Consider the following 17,240-nt stretch of genomic DNA (forward strand, 5'->3'; position numbering starts at 1 on the left):
CGAGTGCGGCCGGTTTGAGGGGTCCAAAGACGGCGCGGGAACGATCTTCGACACCACTGCGTGAAGCTCCTTACCTCGGAGCATATTTCCTCTAACCGAAACGGAGCAGTTCCATGATCCGGATTCGTCGCCTTGTCGTGATCCTTTTCGTCACCACCCTGCCGGCCTGGGGCAAGGACCAGCCGCACCCGCCAGCGTCCCCGTCCCCCAGGCTCACGATCCAGTATGACCGCGGCCAGCTGTCGGCGGACGTGGCCGACGCGACCCTGGGACAGCTCATCGAAGAACTACGGCGCACGATCCCCGTCACGATCGAAGTGGTCAACCTCGGGCTGCTGTCGACAAGGATCACCGCGCGGACGACCCGCACGAACACGAACGACGCGCTCAAGGCGCTGCTTGAGGGCTTCTCGTATGTCAGCTACCCGCAGCATGGCAAGACGCAGGCGACGATCCGTATCGTGTCCCGCGCGGACAATGGCTTATCCATTCCGAGCGCCAAGGTTGCAAACCAAGAGTCAGGCCAGCTTCAGCAGGCGGCGCCAGATCCGACAGAAGGGAAGGAAAACGCCGAGAAGGCCTTGCAGCGGGACCTCGACGCGCTCAGGGCGGCCCGCGACGACAAGACGCGCCGCGAAGCCATAGAGCGTTTGGTGGGCAACCCGAGCGCACTCGCCACCCAGGCCTTAGTCGACCAAGCCGCAGGAAGCGGCTCACCGGATTTTCGCGTCGGCGCAGTCGATGCCCTCTGGCGGCATGCGGCAGACCGCGAGTTTGCCGATCCCGAGGTCCTGGAAGGACTTCGCCGGCTGAGCACGGATCCCGATCGGTCGGTCAGCGAACTGGCCCGGCGCGCGTTAGGCGACCGCGATGCATACTTGGCGGGCGCCATGGCCGCGCCGGTCGGGCCCAATACGGACGGAACCCAGATTCACCAGTAATGCGCTGCAGTCACGTCAGTCCGCCTTCCATCCGAGCGACCCGCGGGAAGAGGTCCAGCGAAACCCCTGTGCCGCTCACAGGCATAATCGAAAGCTGATCACGGCTTCGGCAAAACGAACCCGGGCTCGTCGTCCTTCAACCCTACCCCCGACAACTTGAGAATGAGTGCCTGGCGCGCCAGGTAAGCGAGCTTCCGGGCGGCCGCGGCGTAAGACAAGCCGGCCGGGGGTCGCACGTTCGAGATGCAATTGCGCTCGGCGTCGGTATTGCCTGGTCCGGGCGCATAAGTCAGATAGATCCCCAGGCTGTCGTCGGCACTGAGCCCGGGCCTTTCGCCGACGACCATCACCGCGATCCGGGCACCCAAGGCGGCACCGACCGGATCGGACAACGCCACCCGGCCGTTCTCCGCGAGGCAGATCGGGCCGCAGCCAAGGCCCTCGGCCGCCAGGGCCGCCACGATGGCATCCAGCAGCGGCAGACCGTGACGGTCCATTGCAGTGGACGACAGACCGTTCGTGACGATCAGTGCCACATCGATGGCCGGGTCGTGACGACTCCGCAAACGCTGCTCGGAGTCGTCGGTGAGCCGTCGACCGAGGTCCGGACGCTTCAAATACTCGACCCGGCTCGTCACCGGGGTCGACGCGATGACCGGGACCCATCCCCGCGACGCTACTGCACCTGCGAACGACGCGCTGTCCCACGACCGGTGGATGGCGTCGCGCGCCCGCGCATGCGCCAACTGAAAGTCGAGCACCGCGTCGGTCGGCAACGCATGTCCGGCGCGCCCGAGGGCGATGCGGGCCTGCGTGCAGCGGCGCAGTGCGTCCCATGCCTCGGCGCTCATGCCGAGCCCCCGGCCAAGCCCGTCAGATCGGCCAGCAGCGGCACGTTTCGCCCTTCGCCCGCCAGCGCGTTGCGGCCATTAAAGATACCCATCCGGTTCAGCCAGTCCTCGAACTCCGGCGCCGGCCGCAACCCGAGCACCTCGCGCAGATACAACGCGTCGTGGAACGAGGTGCTCTGGTAGGCCAGCATGACGTCGTCCGCACCCGGGATGCCCATGACATAGTTGCAGCCGGCCACGCCGAGCAGCGTCAGCAAGTCGTCCATGTCATTCTGGTCGGCCTCGGCGTGGTTGGTATAGCAGACGTCGACCCCCATCGGCAGGCCGAGCAGCTTGCCGCAGAAATGGTCTTCGAGGCCTGCTCGGGTGATCTGCTTGCCGTCGTAGAGATACTCGGGTCCAATGAAGCCCACGACCGTGTTGACCAGCAGCGGCGCGAACTCGCGCGCGACGGCATAGGCCCGCGTCTCGCAGGTCTGCGCGTCGACACCGTGATGGGCATTGGCCGACAGTGCACTGCCCTGCCCCGTTTCGAAATACATGACCTGCTCGCCCACGGTCCCGCGGCGCAGTTCTCGCGCCATGTCGTGCGCCTCCCGCAACATCGCCAGGTCGACGCCGAAGCTGCGGTTGGCCGCTTCGGTACCGGCGATCGACTGGAACACCAGATCGACCGGCGACCCCCGCCGCATCAGCTCGAGGCTGGTGGTCACGTGGCACAGCACGCAGGACTGGGTCGGTATCGCATGCCGCTGGATCAGCTCGTCCAGCAGGCTCAACAGCGCATGGACATTGTCGAGATTGTCGGTGGCCGGATTGATGCCGATCACGGCGTCGCCGCTGCCGAGCAACAAGCCATCCAGCACCGCAGCGGCGATGCCACGCGGGTCGTCGGTGGGGTGATTGGGCTGCAACCGGGTCGACAGCCGGCCCGGCAAGCCGAGCGCATTCCGGAACCGCGACACGACCCGGATACGCCGCGCGACCGCAATCAGGTCCTGGTTCCGCATCAGCTTGGAAACCGCGGCCACCATTTCCGGCGTCAGTCCGCGGCCGAGGCCGGCGAGTCGCTCGCCGTCGGTCTCGCGCAGCAGCCAGTCGCGAAACTCGCCGACCGTCAGACCGGAAACGGGAGCGAATGCCGCCGCATCGTGCCGGTCCAGGATCAGCCGCGAGACCTCGTCCTGTTCGGGCGAAATCAGCGGTTCTTCGAGGAAGCGCCGCAACGGCACCTCCGCCAGCGCCCACTGCGCCAGGGCCCGCTCTTCCATCGACTCCGCGACGATGCCGGCCAGTTCGTCCGCCGCGCGCAGCGGCGAAGCCTTGGCGAGCAGCGTCTTCAGGTCCCGGAAGACCTTGCTCTGACCCTGCAGACTCACGCGGTAACTCATGCCGGCGACACTCCCAAACGACTTCGGGGTATTCCAACACCTGCGCGTGCCGCCGGGAAGTCATGCGCCGGCCTCGTCACTTAACCGTAACCCGGACGCACACGAATCGCCCGATGCCGACGCATCAGGTTAACCATTCACCCTGCCTTGTTGGGTAGTTGGGACGGGCCGGGAGGGCGAGACCGTCTGCGGGAGGGAACCCGCAGCCGAGCCTCCAGTGACGGATTCACGGCGTGTCTCGGCCTCCCGGATCGCTCCCGCGAGGGGGGCGTGCACAGTTACCGCGTCAGGCAGCAGAATGACGGCAAGCACTCCGCCTTCATTCCAACGGAATCCAGCCTCTGCGGGCAGCACCTCTTTTGCCCTTTGCACGATAGCGGATTGAATTCATACGGCGCGCGTGTCTGCCTCCGCCGGTGGCCGCCCGTCCCGGGCGAACGAGGCGGCCACACCGCAACCGACCCCGATCGCAACCGCGGTAGTCATTTGGCCGCGGACTGCTGCGCGGCGTACAGCGCCACGAAGTCCTCTTTCCCGAGGGTCCCGATCGGCTGCAGATCATCGCCGAGTATCTCGTACAGCAGCCCATCGCCGCGAATGCTGAAGAACACGACGGCATCCTGCTCGGCTCCGCCGCCTTCGCGATGGGGCTCGTCCGAGGGTGGGCTCACGGTGTACCGCCCGACCGGCCTGATCTCCTTGAGACGGCCATCGGCATGATAGAGCCGGTGTTCGCCCTGTACGACCAGCAGATGGTTCAGCGCCTTGTGCCGGTGCAGGACGATCTGTCGGTTCGCCGCGAACTTGAACAGGACGTCGATGATGCCGTTCCGCTCGTCGATATCCAGAATCGAGTAACTTAGGTGTTCGAATCCCTCAAGCGTGTTCCAGCGGATGTTGCTGTCGTCGAAATGGAAGGTGGGCATGGATGGAGTCTCCCTCAGGTCTGAACAAGGCCAGAGCAGCCTACGACCCGGTCGCGGTCGTGTAAGCCGATCCTTGCCCGCCGAGGCACGGGCAAATTGCCCGCCGTCGCGGCCTACGCTGGGCAGGCCGTGCTGGGATTCCTAGAATGGCTCACAACACGGAGGTCGATTCCACCGCAACGCTGCTCCGCCGTGAGCGATTTGCGAACACTGCACCGAGGCGCTACCACCCACTGTCATGAGGCTGCAAGTCCACCTGTTGAATCGCATCGCCGCGACGGGCCTTGCCTGTTGGCTCACGACCGCCGGCCTGCTTCTCTACCGCAGCGACCACCAGGCTCGGCAGGATGCGCGCGCCACGGCGGAAGCCATGCGCCAACAGTTGGAGCTGCAACTCATCAAATGGGGAGCGACCCTGGGCTTGCGTGACCCCTTTCCTGACCTGCAATCCTGGCAGCCGAACACCTTGGGCATCGGTGACTGCATCGTCTTCGGAGCTACGGGGGCGGCCACACCGCGCCGATTCTGCAACGGGCTGGAACCGGAGACCACGGCGTCGCCGCCCGCTTTCGCCTGGCTTTACCGCACCTTGTTCAGCTCGGGTGAACCCGTCGCACTGCCGGTCAGCTACCGGAACCGCCGATACGGGACCGTGACCGTCATCCCCAGCGCCCAGCGCGAGCTGGCGGCGGCATGGGCCGACGTCAGCAGCCTGACGACACTCGCGGCGCTAATGGTGTTTTCGGTCTGCGCGCTGGTGTATTGGAGCGTCAACCGTGCTCTGGAACCGTCGGCACGCATCGTCGCAGGGCTGGAAGCGATGCGGAACGGCAAGCTCGCCGTCAGGCTCCCATCCTTCGAACTCAACGAATGGCGCAGTATTGCCGGAGCGGTCAATCAACTGGCCGCCGCGCAACAGCAATTGCTTGCCGAGCGCCAGGCACTGGCAGTCAAACTGATGAACCTGCAGGAGGAAGAGCGACGCGATCTGGCCCGCGAACTCCACGACGAGTTCGGGCAGTGCCTGACCGGCATCAACGCGTTGACTGCATCGATCACCCAGGGGGCAAAGGACAGATGCCCGGACCTGGTCGACGAAGCCCAGCGGATCGGCGATATCGCCCAACGCCTGCTCGCCGGCATTCGCGGTCTGCTGCGCCGACTGCGGCCCGCGGAACTCGACGAGGTCGGATTGAAATCCTCGCTGGAAAGCCTGGTCGCCGACTGGAATCGCCAGCGCCGGACCCGCTTCGACCTGAACATCGACGGAGACTGCTCGACCCTTCCGGACGCCTTGACGGTCGCTTTGTTTCGCATGGTTCAGGAATGTCTGACGAATATTGCCAAACACGCCGAGGCCCGCCACGCCCGCATCGCACTGACCGTCGGCACGGAAACCGCCACCCTGATCGTCGCTGACGATGGACTGGCGACGTGCGTTCCGCAGCCTTTCGGCATCGGCTTGCTCGGGATGCGGGAGCGCGTCAGCGCCCTCCATGGTCGCATGGCGCTCGGGATCGCCGAGCCGCACGGCCTGATCGTGACGATCCAGCTGCAGCTCGAGCCCGATTCCAGGTCCGCAACGTGAACACGGCACCCATCGGCATCCTGCTGGTCGACGATCATGCCATCGTGCGCGAAGGCTATCGCGCGCTGTTCGCCAGGCAGCCCGGTCTACGGGTGCTGGCCGAAGCCGGCGATGGCGCGACAGCCTACCAGCTCTTCAAGGACCAATACCCCGATGTGGTGATTACCGACATCTCGCTGCCGGGAAGCAGCGGGCTGGAACTGATCTCGCGCATCAAACAGCGCGCACCGAAAGCCAGGATTCTGGTGTTCAGCATGCATCAGAACCCCGGCATCGCGCTCACGGCCATCCGTGCGGGCGCCTTGGGTTATGTCACCAAAAGCAGCCCGCCCGAGGTTCTGCTGCGCGCGATCAGCGACGTCCAGGCGGGCCGGCATGCGTTGAGCGCCGACATCGCGCAGGCGCTGGCGATCGAGCAGTTGCGCGGAGAACAACTGGCGCTGGACGCGCTGACGGTGCGCGAATTCGAGATCCTGATGATGCTGCTCGACGGGAAAGGCACCGGGACCATTGCCTCGACGCTCAATATCAGTCCGAAGACCGTCTGCAATTGCCACTACCTGATCAAGCGCAAACTCGGCGTAGGCAGCGACATCGAACTGGTGCGGCTGGCCATCAAGCTCAACGTCATGGACTTGCTGCAGCTCACGGCAGCGCCTTGAGCCTGTCGGACGACGCGTAGTCAAGGGACGGGCGGACGACGGGGACCCAAACCCGAGCGTTCCCGTCGGTCTTGCGGCCCGTCGAAACCCCGGTGTACAGTGAAGCGCGCATCGCGCCGACGCTCAGCGAGCGGGCGACATCAGCCTGTCAAAGCAGACCGAATTCCAATCGTTCACACTGTCCACTTCTCGAGGAAAGCTCATGGATCGCCGCAGTTTCATTCGTTTGTCCGCCATTGGCGGAGGCGCCGGCCTGATTGCGCCAAGCACCGTTCTGGCCGAATTGCCGCAGTCGCCTGCGGCCGGTGGCATCTACTACACCAAGGACGCACCGGGTCGCTGGAGCGCCAAAGTCCAAACCCATCTGCCGCTGATCGAGAAGGAAAAGATCGACGGCGGCCTGGGAATCCGCGTCATCACGCCGCATGAGATGAAGGGCTGCGAACACTACATCGTCAAGCATGTACTGCTGGACAGCCGCTTCCAGTTCCTGCAGGAACACCTGTTCGACCCGCAGAAGGACAAGTCGCCCATTTCCAGTTTCGAACTCAAGGGCTATGCGTCGGGGCCCCTCTACGCGCTCAGCATGTGCAATCTGCACGACGTCTGGCTGAACATGCTGGAGGTCTGAGCCCGACGAAGCTGTCATCAATGGCCCCGCCGGTCCGTGCGAAACTCCGCGTCATCCGACCGTAATGCAATCCGCGCGGTACCGTCAGCGCCGCCAACGTCTGGGCGACGTGGGCGGCGCCAGCGGCAATTCGCCGGCGCATCCGTAGACGCCGAGGAAGCGCTCGATCGCCGGAGTGATCAGGGCGAGCACATCCTGTGGCGGTCGGTCCTTACGGGCCATCGGCTTACACCGGTTACCCAGGGCAATGGTCAGGAGTCTTGCCCGTAACCCGCGCAGCTCGCGATCGGTCTGGTTGGCCCACTCCCGGGCCAGACTCTCCGACACAAAAGTCTCCGTCATGGGCACCAGTCCACCGATCTGCACGACGCTCTCCCATCTGCCCGTCCGCAGCCGCCTCGTGGTAATCATGGTCGCTACCTCAGCCAAATCACTTTGGCCGAAGTCTAGTCAGCAATGCGCAACGAAGGCCGCCGAGGTTGCCCCGGCACAAATGTCATCGCCATAAGGCAAGGTGCAGTGGCACCAAGAGCCAGACGCGGGGCGACACCGCGTTAATGCTCCCGCCGCCCTGCGTCAGCGCAAGACCTGCAAACAGTAATAACTGGCCAGCGTGTTGCAGGGCACGGCGCCGCTGTCGGTCCAGTCCGCGCCGAGAGAGTCGATCTTGCCAACCGTCCCGGTGACGCCTGCCGAGATGGTCGTCCAGTCATTGCAGGAGGGCCCGGCCGCGACACCGGCGGTCGTGACATTGGTCCAGGCCAGCGTGCCGGCGGGCAGCGGATTGCCCTTCACGTCCCGGTTCAGCGGTGCCCGCAGACAATCCGTCCCGCTCGTGCCCTTGTTGCAGGTCATCAAGTCCAGCAGGTTGTTCGCAACCACCGTTCCGTTAAGGGTCTGCCATGGCCCTTTCGTTGGGTCGACCATCAGGCTCGGCGACAAGCCGTTGGCGGCGACCCAGGGAACGAAATCGCCCTTTAAGCCGGCCTCGCGGGCCACGAAGTTGCAGGCGTCGTTGACTCCGGAATAACCGTCGCCGAAACCTTCCGAGGTCGGTAGCGTGGCGAACGCGATGTAACCGAAGACCGTCAGCGGGGTCGCCAGCGCCTCGTGTTTGCTTTGCGGATGCTTGCAGCCATCGCCGTGCTCGGTGTTCGGTGCATGGTCGCGGACACCATCCAGATCGCTGCTGACCCAAACCGACACATGGGCGCCGAGGGCTTTCGGATCGACGCCGAGGGTGCTCACCGGGATACGGAAACGCACGCGGTTCCCCGCAGAGTGGCTACGCCCAGGCCCGAAGTGCCGACCCTTCCGCCGTTGGACAATCGTATCGGACGGATCGCGACAGCCGGCCGTGGCTCGGTTCAGGCCCGCTTCCCCGAGATAAGGCGGCGCGTGATCCAGGTGCACGGTATAGACCGTCTGCGGCAGGACATAGTCGCACAGCCTCAGCTCCACGTGAAGTTCGTCCGTATCGCGCAGATACCGGGTTTGCACCGACTGGATGTCGGCGCTGCCGCCGCCGACATCACAGTTATCGATGTCATGCAATTCGACCGGCGGCGGGGTAACGGCGGAGGAGAAGGGGCTCACCATCGAGCCAGACGCGGCAAGGAACGATAGACCGGCTGAACGGGCAAAGCGCGAAGGCATGCAGAACTCCCTGTCGTGGATGGAAATTACGGCGTAGGGCTACACAGCGTATGACCAGACTATCACAAGCGGGCCAAAGGCTATCGACCCTGTCAACGTGGAGACGCGCCCTAGAGCGGGGCACTTAGCGGTCAGCCCATTCACAAATCCGCCCGCATCCTGATCACTGCGTTCGTCGGCGCGCTGATCCAATTGAGTCATGGTGCGCTAACGAAACACTCCCGCTCCCGTCCTCCCCTAGCGTGACCCGGACGACACCGGCTTCTTCGAGCAAGGTCAGATAGCGTCGTAGAGTGCTTTGGCGCAGGCCGGTGCGCTTGGCGAGACGCGCCAGGCTCAAATCGCGGCCGGTTCCTTCCATCGCGTGCGCGGCGAGCACGTTGAGGATGGCGGCCAGGCCCGGGTCGAGCGCGTCCTCAGCGGCTTCCGGAGACGAGTCATGCGGCAACACGGGAGCGCTCCAGCAGCACGGGAATGGATTTCGAGGTCGGTGTGCGCGCCTTGTCGGCGTAGCTGTCCAGCGGCACCAGCGGGTTCGTCTCCGGGTAGTAGCCGCCGATGCAGCCGGGCGGGATGTCGTATTCCACCAGCCGGAAGCCCTCCGCGCGGCGTTCGATGCCGTCATCCCACAGGCTGGTCAGGTCGACGAATTCGTCCGGCTTGAAGCCCAACCGCTGCAGATCGACCGCGCTGATGAACAGGATGCGGCGCTGGCCGAACACGCCGCGGTAGCGGTCGTCCAGACCGTACACGGTGGTGTTGTACTGATCGTGCGAACGGGTCGTCATCAGCGTCAGCATCCGGTCGCCGTACTTGGCCCGCGCGCGGTGGATGGCGGTATCCTTGGGCAGGCCGTGGACCTTGAACTCGGCTTTGCCGCTGGCCGTCAGCCAGATGCGCTCGCGCGAGGCGACGCCGAGATGAAAACCGCCCGGCTTCGCGACGCGGGCGTTGAAGTCGTGAAATGCGTCGTAGACCTGCGCGATCGCGTCGCGTATGCGGGCATAGTCCTCCGCATACCAGAGCCAGCGAATGCCGCAATCGGGCAGCGCCGCGTGCGCCATGCCCGCGACGATCTCGATCTCGGACCGGCACTCGGGCGAGGCTGGCTTATTGATGCCATAGGACAGGTGAACCATGCTCATCGAGTCCTCGACCGTGACGCCCTGCGGACCGGCGGCGGTCCCGTGGACCTCGGTGCGGCCCAGCGTCGGCAGGATCAGCGCGTCGCGGCCATGCACCAGATGGCTGCGGTTCAGTTTGGTCGCGATGTGCACGGTCAGGTTGCAGGCCCGCATCGCGTCGAACACCCTCGGCGTGTCGGGCGCGGCCATCACGAAGTTGCCGCCGAGGCCGACGAACACCTTGACCTTGCCGTCCAGCATCGCCTGGATGGTCGCGACGACGTCGTAACCGTGATGCCGTGGCGGCTCGAAGCCGAACACCTGGCCGAGCCGGTCGAGAAACTCCGGCGTCGGCTTTTCGTCGATGCCGACGGTGCGGTCACCCTGCACGTTCGAGTGCCCGCGCACCGGACACAGGCCCGCGCCGGGCCGGCCGATGTTGCCGCGCATCAGCATCAGGTTGGTCAGCATTTGCACCGTCGCGACCGCATGCTTGTGCTGGGTCAGCCCCATGCCCCAGGTCGCGATCACGGCCTTGCCGCGGACGTAGATCTGCGTCAGTTGTTCGATGTCGTCGCGGCTGACGCCGGAATCGGTCACCAGTTCGTCCCAGCTCTCACGACGCAGATCGGCGGCGAAGGCGTCGAAATGGGCCGTGTGCTCGGCGATGAAGTCCACATCCAGTACGCGCGCACCGCCCGCGGCGACCGCCTCGTCGTCCAGTTCCAGCACCCGCTTCGCGACACCCTTCAGCAACGCGAGATCGCCGCCCAAGGTCGGGCGGATGAACACCGAGCTGATCGTCACACCCTTGGGCGACAGCATGTCGAGCATGTGCTGCGGACTCGCGAAGCGCTCCAGGCCGCGCTCGCGCAGCGGGTTCACCGACACGATCGTCGCGCCGCGCTTGGCCGCGGCGCGCAGCTCGCCGAGCATGCGCGGGTGATTGGTCGCCGGATTCTGGCCGAACAGGATCAGCGTGTCGGCCTGATCGAAATCCTCCAGCGTGACCGTGCCCTTGCCGACCCCGACCGTTTCCGGCAGGCCGACGCTGGTCGGCTCGTGGCACATGTTCGAGCAGTCCGGGAAATTGTTCGTGCCGAAGCGGCGTACGAACAGCTGATACAGGAACGCGGCCTCGTTGCTGGCCCGGCCGGAGGTGTAGAAAGCCGCGCGATTCGGATCGTCCAGCGCGTGCAGATGCCGCGCGATCAGCGCGAAGGCGTCGTCCCAGGCAATCGGCCGGTAGGTGTCGGTCGCCGCATCGTAGGCCATCGGATGGGTCAGCCGGCCATGCCCTTCCAGTTCGTAATCCGACTGCTGCAGCAGTTCGGCGACCGTATGCCGCGCGAAGAACTCGGGCGTCACGCGCTTCGCAGTGGTTTCCGCGGCGACGGCCTTGACCCCGTTTTCGCAGAACTCGAAGGTCGACGTGTGCTCGCGATCAGGCCACGCGCAACCCGGACAATCGAAGCCGTCGGGCTGGTTCTGGGCCAGCAGGGTCCGCGCGCCCTTGCCGGGGATGCGCTCCTTCAGCAGGTGGACGGCGACGTTCTTCAGCGCACCCCAGCCGGCGGCGGGGGCGTTGTATTCCTCGATCTTCGGTGACGACACGGGACACTCCGATGGTGGCGAAGGCTGGGAACGCAGCCCTGGTACGGGCACCATGCTCGGAGATATCGGGCCAGCGCGTCCAATCGTTTGGATGGATGCGCTGATAAGCAGGGGTTATGGGAACTGCCAGCGATTACTCGGCACTCTCCGGAATCGGGCCATCTGTCCGGTGCGGACCCTTCGGGGCGTTCGAGGTCGCCTGGATGCGGCGTGAGAAACGGGGGTGTGGCGCAGTGAGCGACTATCCTTGAGGAACGACCGATACCTTCCGGCACTGAGGCTCATCATGAACACACATCATCGCAGGAGTAGCGCATGGAGCACCCTGTTTATGGCAGTGGCGCTTTGCTTCGTCTCGTCAACCGCGTCCGCGATGCAGATTTTCGTGAAGACGCTGACGGGGAAGACCATCACGCTTGACACTGAGGCAACCGACAGTATCGAGAACGTCAAAGCGAAGATCCAGGACAAGGAAGGCATTCCGCCGGATCAGCAGCGCCTGATCTTTGCCGGTAAGCAGCTGGAGGATGGGCGGACGCTGAGTGACTACAACATCCAGAAGGAAAGCACGCTGCACCTGGTGCTTCGGCTGCGTGGCGGTGATGCGCCGTGCCTGGCGACGGTGGATTTACGGCGAGGCGGTGTTCAAGACTGGCTTCGTGTAACGAATCAGTCGACGGTACTGCAGGACGTGACATTCACTGTTGTGTCGACGGATGCCACGAGCGTCAACCAAGGCTTCACTGTATCGCTGAACCCAGGGGCCTCATACCGGTCGACCATTCGCCAGATCTTCTCCTCCGCAGCCGTCAGCGGCTTTGATCCCAGTTACCTTGTTCAAGTGAACGGCAACGTGAACGATGCCGGCTGGCCGGTGCTCCAGGCCACCTACATCGACCGGGAAGCGCGACAATTCACCCCGATTATCTTCACTTGCCGGTTCCCGGATACGTAGGTTCCATCGCTCGAAATCTGGGCGTCATTAGCAAATAAAGAACTGACCCCGATCCTCCGAATAAAGAACTGACCCCGATCCTCCGTTCTGACCCCGATCTTCCGTGTGATGTTTATTATGTGCGTCCTCGCCACCTACGCGGATGACGCCTCGCGTGTATGACCGCATAGACAAGGATGAATTCTCTTTCCACACTATAGAAAACTCCAAACGGAAAGCGGCCTAGCAAAGCTCTTCGAACGGTTTTATGAACGACAGGGTACAAGTTGGGATGATCTGGTAGAGAATCAAATACGGATTGCGCTTGATCCAAAAACTCTTGGCCCAAGCCAACGCGTTGCTGCTCGTACCAGATGGCAGCATCCGACAAGTCAACCTCCGCCTCTTCCCTGATTCGGACTGGCAACCTCATAGCCTGGACCGAATGTCCTTAATCACGTCGCTGGCTATGCGGCCGGGATTTCGATCGGCTTCAAACGCCTGTAGGCGCGTATCAAGCTCCATCTTCTGCTCGTCAGTTAGAGGAAGGGAACCCTGATCTACTGCAATGCTGTCCCACAAATCCTCCACGAGCTGGATTCGTTCATCGACAGGAAGACTTTTAAGATTCGTATTCATGGCTAAATGATACTCGCAGGGTTAATTGGGCGCTAAGAGTAAGAGTAAGAGTAGCCGGGGTCAGACCACGGTTTTCAACGATTAGGCTACTACAAATCATCCGCGACTGCGTCACGCCGGCGCTTGGGTCCACCGGATCGTCCACGAACCGCGCGGCGCCCTAATGCCGCGGCGACCTCTTCCTCAAACCGGCCGCTGCCCAACGCGTAGTTGCCATTGGTGGCTGCACGAATCTGATCAACCAGCCCCGGATCGAGGTGACAACGAAACAACACGCGATAGGCCGCTTGTCGTCCCTGGTCATCCGCCGCTAACGCACGATAGCAGCAGTGCGGTTCCAGCCAGTCGCCCCCCTCTCCCTGAGCGTTCGCCCGATAACTGGACCACCGATAATCCCCGGGATGCTCCACCATGCCCGCTCGCACCGCGTTCAGTTCGATGTAGCGATAGCAACTCAGCACGTAGGACTCTTCCTGGGTGAGGCATGACCGGAAGCGCCCCTCTCACAAGGTTCCGCTGCGTCGGTACGTCCGGTTGATGTACTGGACGTAGCGCTGCCCCAGTCGCTTCATCATCGCCCCGACGCCCCCAGGAGTTGCCGAGGACAGCAACAGGTGAACATGATTGGTCATGAACACATAGGCATGCACGGCGCACCCGGTCTCCCCAGCGTAGGTTCGCAGCCATTCCAGATACGACCGGTAGTCGTCATCCGCGAAAAAGCAGGCTTGCCGGTTGTTTCCCCGCTGAATCACGTGTGGCGGCACACCGGACAGCACCACTCGTGGTCGTCGTGGCATCGTCTCTCATCCTCACAGCCAACTCCACGTAGACATAGCACAACGAAACCGTGGTCTGTCCCCTATTAGGTTTTATTCTCGATGTCAGGCTCGACATGGCCTCGGACCCCGGGGAGCATCGATACCGCTCACCGTGGCGCGCTATCGGTTGTTGCCTGCCGGGGGGGACAAACCCGTCGGCACTCTCCAACTAAATTTTTCGGGGCTCAATACCTTCAAGGTCGGCTCCACCCGTTACCCTTACACCTCGCCTGCTTTCGTGCCTACGCATCGACGCGACCGTTACCGTTCGCGCCGCAAGGCTCGATACTGGGCTCGTGGCTAGCGATTACCCAGGCGGGACTCTCACCCGCTAGATTACGCGGCATTGCCGAGCCGCACTGCCCCCTATTTTCCTTCATACCGAATGCCTAACGCACCCTGCAGCGCGAAGTTAGATTTCATTCTCCGTCCTCAGCCGGAATCCATGGAACCCGGAAAATCTCTTTCCAGTCGTACTGGTACGTTGGCATAAGCGAGTCCATCGGTTGAGCATGAAGGAGTGCGAGATAGCGCACATACAATTTGTCGAGGTACTCTATGCAGGCATCTAGCTCGTGAAACTTGGGCAGCTTCTTCATTCGGCGCTTGTCACGATGAGCGATCCGTCGGTCAGCCAATTCCTCGCAAGAAGCAGCGACCCGCCGCAGTTCCGCAAGCTCGGCTTGAACAGTTGCCGCGCGTAGGTGAGGTTCTCCTCCGCCGCAAAGGCGATCGAAGTGTTTGTCAGCCATATCCTCCACGATCGACCCGGCGTACAACGACTTGTAGTACGCGCGGGACAGCACCTGCGGGTGCTCAGCCATTTCAGTAAGTAACCTGGCGAAGGAAATGGACTGAGCATCTACCTTTAACTGGCGGCGAACACCCATTACTGAGTATGCGATGTACCAGTTTCCGAGGAAGTTATAGAAGTCGCTTCCTATCTGGATATTTGGATTGTCGCGGATCAACTCTTGGACAGACCAAAAGATATGTTTGGAGATGACGAGCAGCTGTATCTCCTCCTTTAGGACGTCCAGCCAGCGAATCCATTTGGCGAGCCTCGTGTGCATCAGCGTTGAAATCTAACGTGCTGTTCTGCGGCGGACAGCGGGTGCGGCCGCAGCGACGCAACGCTGATGGCCCGACCGCAGCAACAGGCTGTTAGCGACCTTCGCGAAAAACACGATTGTCAGCCGTTCCCATCTGAGAACTTGAAGTGCACGCTGTATTTGCGCAGCGATAGGTTTGGAACCATGCGAGCCGCGGCTTTAGCTTTCGCATCAAACTCCGCGGCTACCAAAATACCCCTCACTTTGGTGCCTTCATTCTCCACAGCAACGTCGCCCATGTAGCTTAGAATTTGCGCTATGGCGCGCTGCCCTGCCACTCCGGTTTTCAACTCGATTACGACAACCTCTCCGGAAGCATCGCTTGCAGTGATATCGATGAATCCGGATTCGACAGACCGTTCGGCCCCTTCATCTGCGATCTTTAAGCCCGGCTCGAGCTGATCAATTCTTAGTCGTAGCGCAGCCTGCATATCCCGTTCAAGCCCAATCCGTTGGCCGGGCTCGTTCTCCTCATCGGCCTTTGGCTCGATGACGGCCCGCTCGCCTGAAACGGGTACGTCTGCTTGTTCGATCCGAAATTTCTGATACCGCTTGACCGCGTCGCGGTATGACGCCAGATTGTTGTACGGATCTCCTTGAAAAGGAATTTTTGTCGGGTTCGGACGATTCCGGCGTCTGTCCTCGGTTGAGTAGACCAACGCAGCAATCACACTTGCCAATTGGTCCCCCTTGTAGTGCTCATCAAGGTCACCGTAGTATTCTTCGACTCGACCAGCGCGATGGAGTTGAGCTGTTATGGTATTGGATTGGTATTTCTGAGTTTGAAGCCACCGCTCATATTCCTCCTTCTTCATACTCTTCCCTTGCTCTGTGTCTCGCTAACGTTTAGCTTGATGCTGGCGGAGCGTCCCTCTCGAAGCGATTGTTAGGCATGCAGCTCATGATTGAGGTTCCTCGTTGGACGGGGTAAGCGCCAACCAAGACACTCTCGCGAATGTTCCTTCGCCTTTTGATAACCGCTTACGTTCAATGAAGCGGCCCTCGAACTCAAATTTTTCGCTGACCTTGATTACCAATAGCCGATTGAAATTTCCAGCGCGCTTGACTTGAACTTGACCACCGTCCTTTTCCGGCGAGATTGTCTTTATTTCAACAAAGTCGTTTCCAAGTCTGCCATCTGAGCCTTTGGTGTGTGGTTTGTGCCGCTTGATACCGTAAGTCACTTCGGCATAAAACTCACCAAGCTCGCCCCATATTTGCAAATAGCGTCCAGTACGCGTGTGGTACGACTTTGCACAATCGACGAGGTTTTTGAATATTTCAACCAGTTCCGGGTCTTGGACGCGCGTCGCAGGCAACTCATTTTCGTTTAGTGGTTGCCACTCCCAAGGGTTGTACCCACAAGCGGCGGCATCTGCTATTTGCTCTGGGCTATAGCCTTCATTGTGCATGTTGTGCAGAAAGTCCCAGTCGCTCATGGATTCACCTCGCCTAACATTGTTCTTTTGCAGAATCTGGCCTAAGCGCGCTTTACAGAGCCTGTGAGGATTGTACTAAATAGATTCTGTAAAGCACCTCGACTGAGACTGCCCGCTCACGGAAACAGCCGCTCGGCAGCCGTCGGCGGTTCGGTGTTATGTCGGAAGCTATATCATGTCTGCACCGACGTCAAACCGCGATACTTCGCGCACCTAAAGGGTGCGGTGCTTCTGGGCTCGCTATATTGAAATGCTCCATGAATCAGGCATCAAGCCACCCTTCGATCGGTGGCTCGTCCGTCGCGCCGAACAGTATATTGCTGCCCACCCCGGCCGGAAGCTAAGGCAGCATCGGCCTCCGGACGTGGACAGTTTTCTCGGCGATCTGGGCCGGCGCGGCAATCTCAAAGACTGGCAGTTTCGCCAGATGGCCGATGCTTTACAGAAACTCTTCGAGCTCGTCGGCGTCGACTGGCTCGGGGAAGTCGACTGGCGCCACTGGCGCGACTCGGCGCGTAACCTCGAAGGAACGCATCCGCCGGCCGCTCGCGATTATGCGATGCCCGCGGCGCCGTCCGCCCCTAATCCGACGCCCTTCGACGCCTTGCGTGGAAAGCACGCGGCCTTGCTGGATCAGGTTCGGGCGGCGATCCGTCGGCGAGGGTTCTCGATCAAGACAGAGCAGACGTATCTGCACTGGACACTCCGCTTCCTCGGCTTTCTCGGCGATAGAGATCCCCGAGTCGGGCAAGCCTCGGACATAGCCCGGTTTTTGGATGAACTGGCCGTACATCGCAGGGTTTAAGGAAGCACGCAAAACCTGGCCCTGAACGGGAGCTATTGTCAAAAGTGGTGTTTAGGGCCGTGCTCGTGGGCTGAGTCAGGCGGCCAACACCTGCTGTTCCGGTGGG

General features: G+C 62.1%; 19 protein-coding genes. 6 read left to right on the top strand and 13 right to left on the bottom strand.

The genetic code is table 11. The features are described from left to right. Window positions 1-113: 113 nt before the first annotated feature. Window positions 114-941, top strand: coding sequence for a HEAT repeat domain-containing protein (locus tag ACW73L_RS17475; protein ID WP_498923860.1), 828 nt, complete (start codon window positions 114-116; stop codon window positions 939-941). Between the two features lie 98 nt (window positions 942-1,039). Here the strand turns inward: ACW73L_RS17475 and eutC are convergent, their stop codons facing one another. The 3 genes from eutC to ACW73L_RS17490 form a co-directional block, all read right to left on the bottom strand. Next, window positions 1,040-1,792, bottom strand: coding sequence for an ethanolamine ammonia-lyase subunit EutC (gene eutC, locus ACW73L_RS17480; protein ID WP_498923861.1), 753 nt, complete (start codon window positions 1,790-1,792; stop codon window positions 1,040-1,042). Next, window positions 1,789-3,183 (bottom strand): ethanolamine ammonia-lyase subunit EutB, encoded by a 1,395-nt coding sequence (locus ACW73L_RS17485; RefSeq protein ID WP_498923862.1) that lies wholly within the window; start codon window positions 3,181-3,183, stop codon window positions 1,789-1,791. Before ACW73L_RS17485 ends, eutC begins: the two co-directional genes overlap by 4 nt. 482 nt (window positions 3,184-3,665) lie before the next feature. Next, complete coding sequence (locus tag ACW73L_RS17490) at window positions 3,666-4,109, bottom strand: regulator (protein WP_498923863.1); 444 nt, start codon at window positions 4,107-4,109, stop codon at window positions 3,666-3,668. Window positions 4,110-4,347: 238 nt separating this feature from the next. Here ACW73L_RS17490 and ACW73L_RS17495 point away from each other — a divergent pair, with 238 nt between their 5' ends. From ACW73L_RS17495 to ACW73L_RS17505, 3 genes are all read left to right on the top strand, one after another. After that, a complete protein-coding gene (locus ACW73L_RS17495) occupies window positions 4,348-5,697 on the top strand; it encodes a sensor histidine kinase (RefSeq protein WP_498923864.1) in 1,350 nt (449 codons plus the stop codon). Further along, entirely contained in the window at window positions 5,694-6,359 is a 666-nt protein-coding gene (locus ACW73L_RS17500) for a response regulator (protein ID WP_498923865.1), read from the top strand. Before ACW73L_RS17495 ends, ACW73L_RS17500 begins: the two co-directional genes overlap by 4 nt. 202 nt (window positions 6,360-6,561) lie before the next feature. After that, window positions 6,562-6,990, top strand: coding sequence for a desulfoferrodoxin family protein (locus ACW73L_RS17505; protein ID WP_139559667.1), 429 nt, complete (start codon window positions 6,562-6,564; stop codon window positions 6,988-6,990). 84 nt (window positions 6,991-7,074) lie between these two features. On the opposite strand, the gene ACW73L_RS17510 is transcribed toward ACW73L_RS17505, so the two are convergent. The 4 genes from ACW73L_RS17510 to ACW73L_RS17525 all read right to left on the bottom strand — a co-directional run bounded on the left by ACW73L_RS17510 (window position 7,075) and on the right by ACW73L_RS17525 (window position 11,438). Further along, window positions 7,075-7,401, bottom strand: coding sequence for a hypothetical protein (locus ACW73L_RS17510; RefSeq protein ID WP_498923866.1), 327 nt, complete (start codon window positions 7,399-7,401; stop codon window positions 7,075-7,077). Between the two features lie 165 nt (window positions 7,402-7,566). After that, window positions 7,567-8,646: a hypothetical protein gene (locus tag ACW73L_RS17515; protein ID WP_498923867.1), complete on the bottom strand. Its 1,080-nt coding sequence runs from the start codon at window positions 8,644-8,646 to the stop codon at window positions 7,567-7,569. Between the two features lie 163 nt (window positions 8,647-8,809). Then, window positions 8,810-9,097: a helix-turn-helix domain-containing protein gene (locus ACW73L_RS17520; protein WP_498923868.1), complete on the bottom strand. Its 288-nt coding sequence runs from the start codon at window positions 9,095-9,097 to the stop codon at window positions 8,810-8,812. Then, window positions 9,084-11,438, bottom strand: a complete 2,355-nt coding sequence (locus ACW73L_RS17525; RefSeq protein ID WP_498923869.1) for an FdhF/YdeP family oxidoreductase — start codon at window positions 11,436-11,438, stop codon at window positions 9,084-9,086. The genes ACW73L_RS17520 and ACW73L_RS17525 overlap by 14 nt, the downstream gene beginning before the upstream one ends. A 232-nt stretch (window positions 11,439-11,670) precedes the next feature. On the opposite strand from ACW73L_RS17525, the gene ACW73L_RS17530 reads away from it, so the two are divergent. Then, window positions 11,671-12,339, top strand: coding sequence for a ubiquitin family protein (locus ACW73L_RS17530; RefSeq protein ID WP_498923870.1), 669 nt, complete (start codon window positions 11,671-11,673; stop codon window positions 12,337-12,339). 408 nt (window positions 12,340-12,747) lie between these two features. Here the strand turns inward: ACW73L_RS17530 and ACW73L_RS17535 are convergent, their stop codons facing one another. The 6 genes from ACW73L_RS17535 to ACW73L_RS17560 form a co-directional block, all read right to left on the bottom strand. Further along, window positions 12,748-12,957, bottom strand: coding sequence for an addiction module protein (locus ACW73L_RS17535; RefSeq protein WP_498923871.1), 210 nt, complete (start codon window positions 12,955-12,957; stop codon window positions 12,748-12,750). Window positions 12,958-13,046: 89 nt separating this feature from the next. Further along, window positions 13,047-13,418: a hypothetical protein gene (locus ACW73L_RS17540; RefSeq protein WP_498923872.1), complete on the bottom strand. Its 372-nt coding sequence runs from the start codon at window positions 13,416-13,418 to the stop codon at window positions 13,047-13,049. A gap of 42 nt (window positions 13,419-13,460) precedes the next feature. After that, complete coding sequence (locus ACW73L_RS17545) at window positions 13,461-13,757, bottom strand: transposase (RefSeq protein WP_498923873.1); 297 nt, start codon at window positions 13,755-13,757, stop codon at window positions 13,461-13,463. 440 nt (window positions 13,758-14,197) lie between these two features. Further along, window positions 14,198-14,851 carry a hypothetical protein gene (locus ACW73L_RS17550; RefSeq protein ID WP_498923874.1) on the bottom strand — a complete coding sequence of 218 codons (654 nt, stop codon included), beginning with the start codon at window positions 14,849-14,851 and terminating at the stop codon, window positions 14,198-14,200. 119 nt (window positions 14,852-14,970) lie between these two features. Next, window positions 14,971-15,705, bottom strand: a complete 735-nt coding sequence (locus ACW73L_RS17555) for an endonuclease NucS domain-containing protein (protein ID WP_498923875.1) — start codon at window positions 15,703-15,705, stop codon at window positions 14,971-14,973. A gap of 84 nt (window positions 15,706-15,789) precedes the next feature. Next, window positions 15,790-16,329, bottom strand: a complete 540-nt coding sequence (locus ACW73L_RS17560) for a hypothetical protein (protein ID WP_498923876.1) — start codon at window positions 16,327-16,329, stop codon at window positions 15,790-15,792. A gap of 250 nt (window positions 16,330-16,579) precedes the next feature. Here ACW73L_RS17560 and ACW73L_RS17565 point away from each other — a divergent pair, with 250 nt between their 5' ends. Beyond that, window positions 16,580-17,134: a phage integrase N-terminal SAM-like domain-containing protein gene (locus ACW73L_RS17565; RefSeq protein ID WP_498923877.1), complete on the top strand. Its 555-nt coding sequence runs from the start codon at window positions 16,580-16,582 to the stop codon at window positions 17,132-17,134. The last annotated feature ends 106 nt before the right edge of the window (window positions 17,135-17,240 follow it).

The sequence above is a fragment of the Methylolobus aquaticus genome (genome assembly GCF_054172105.1).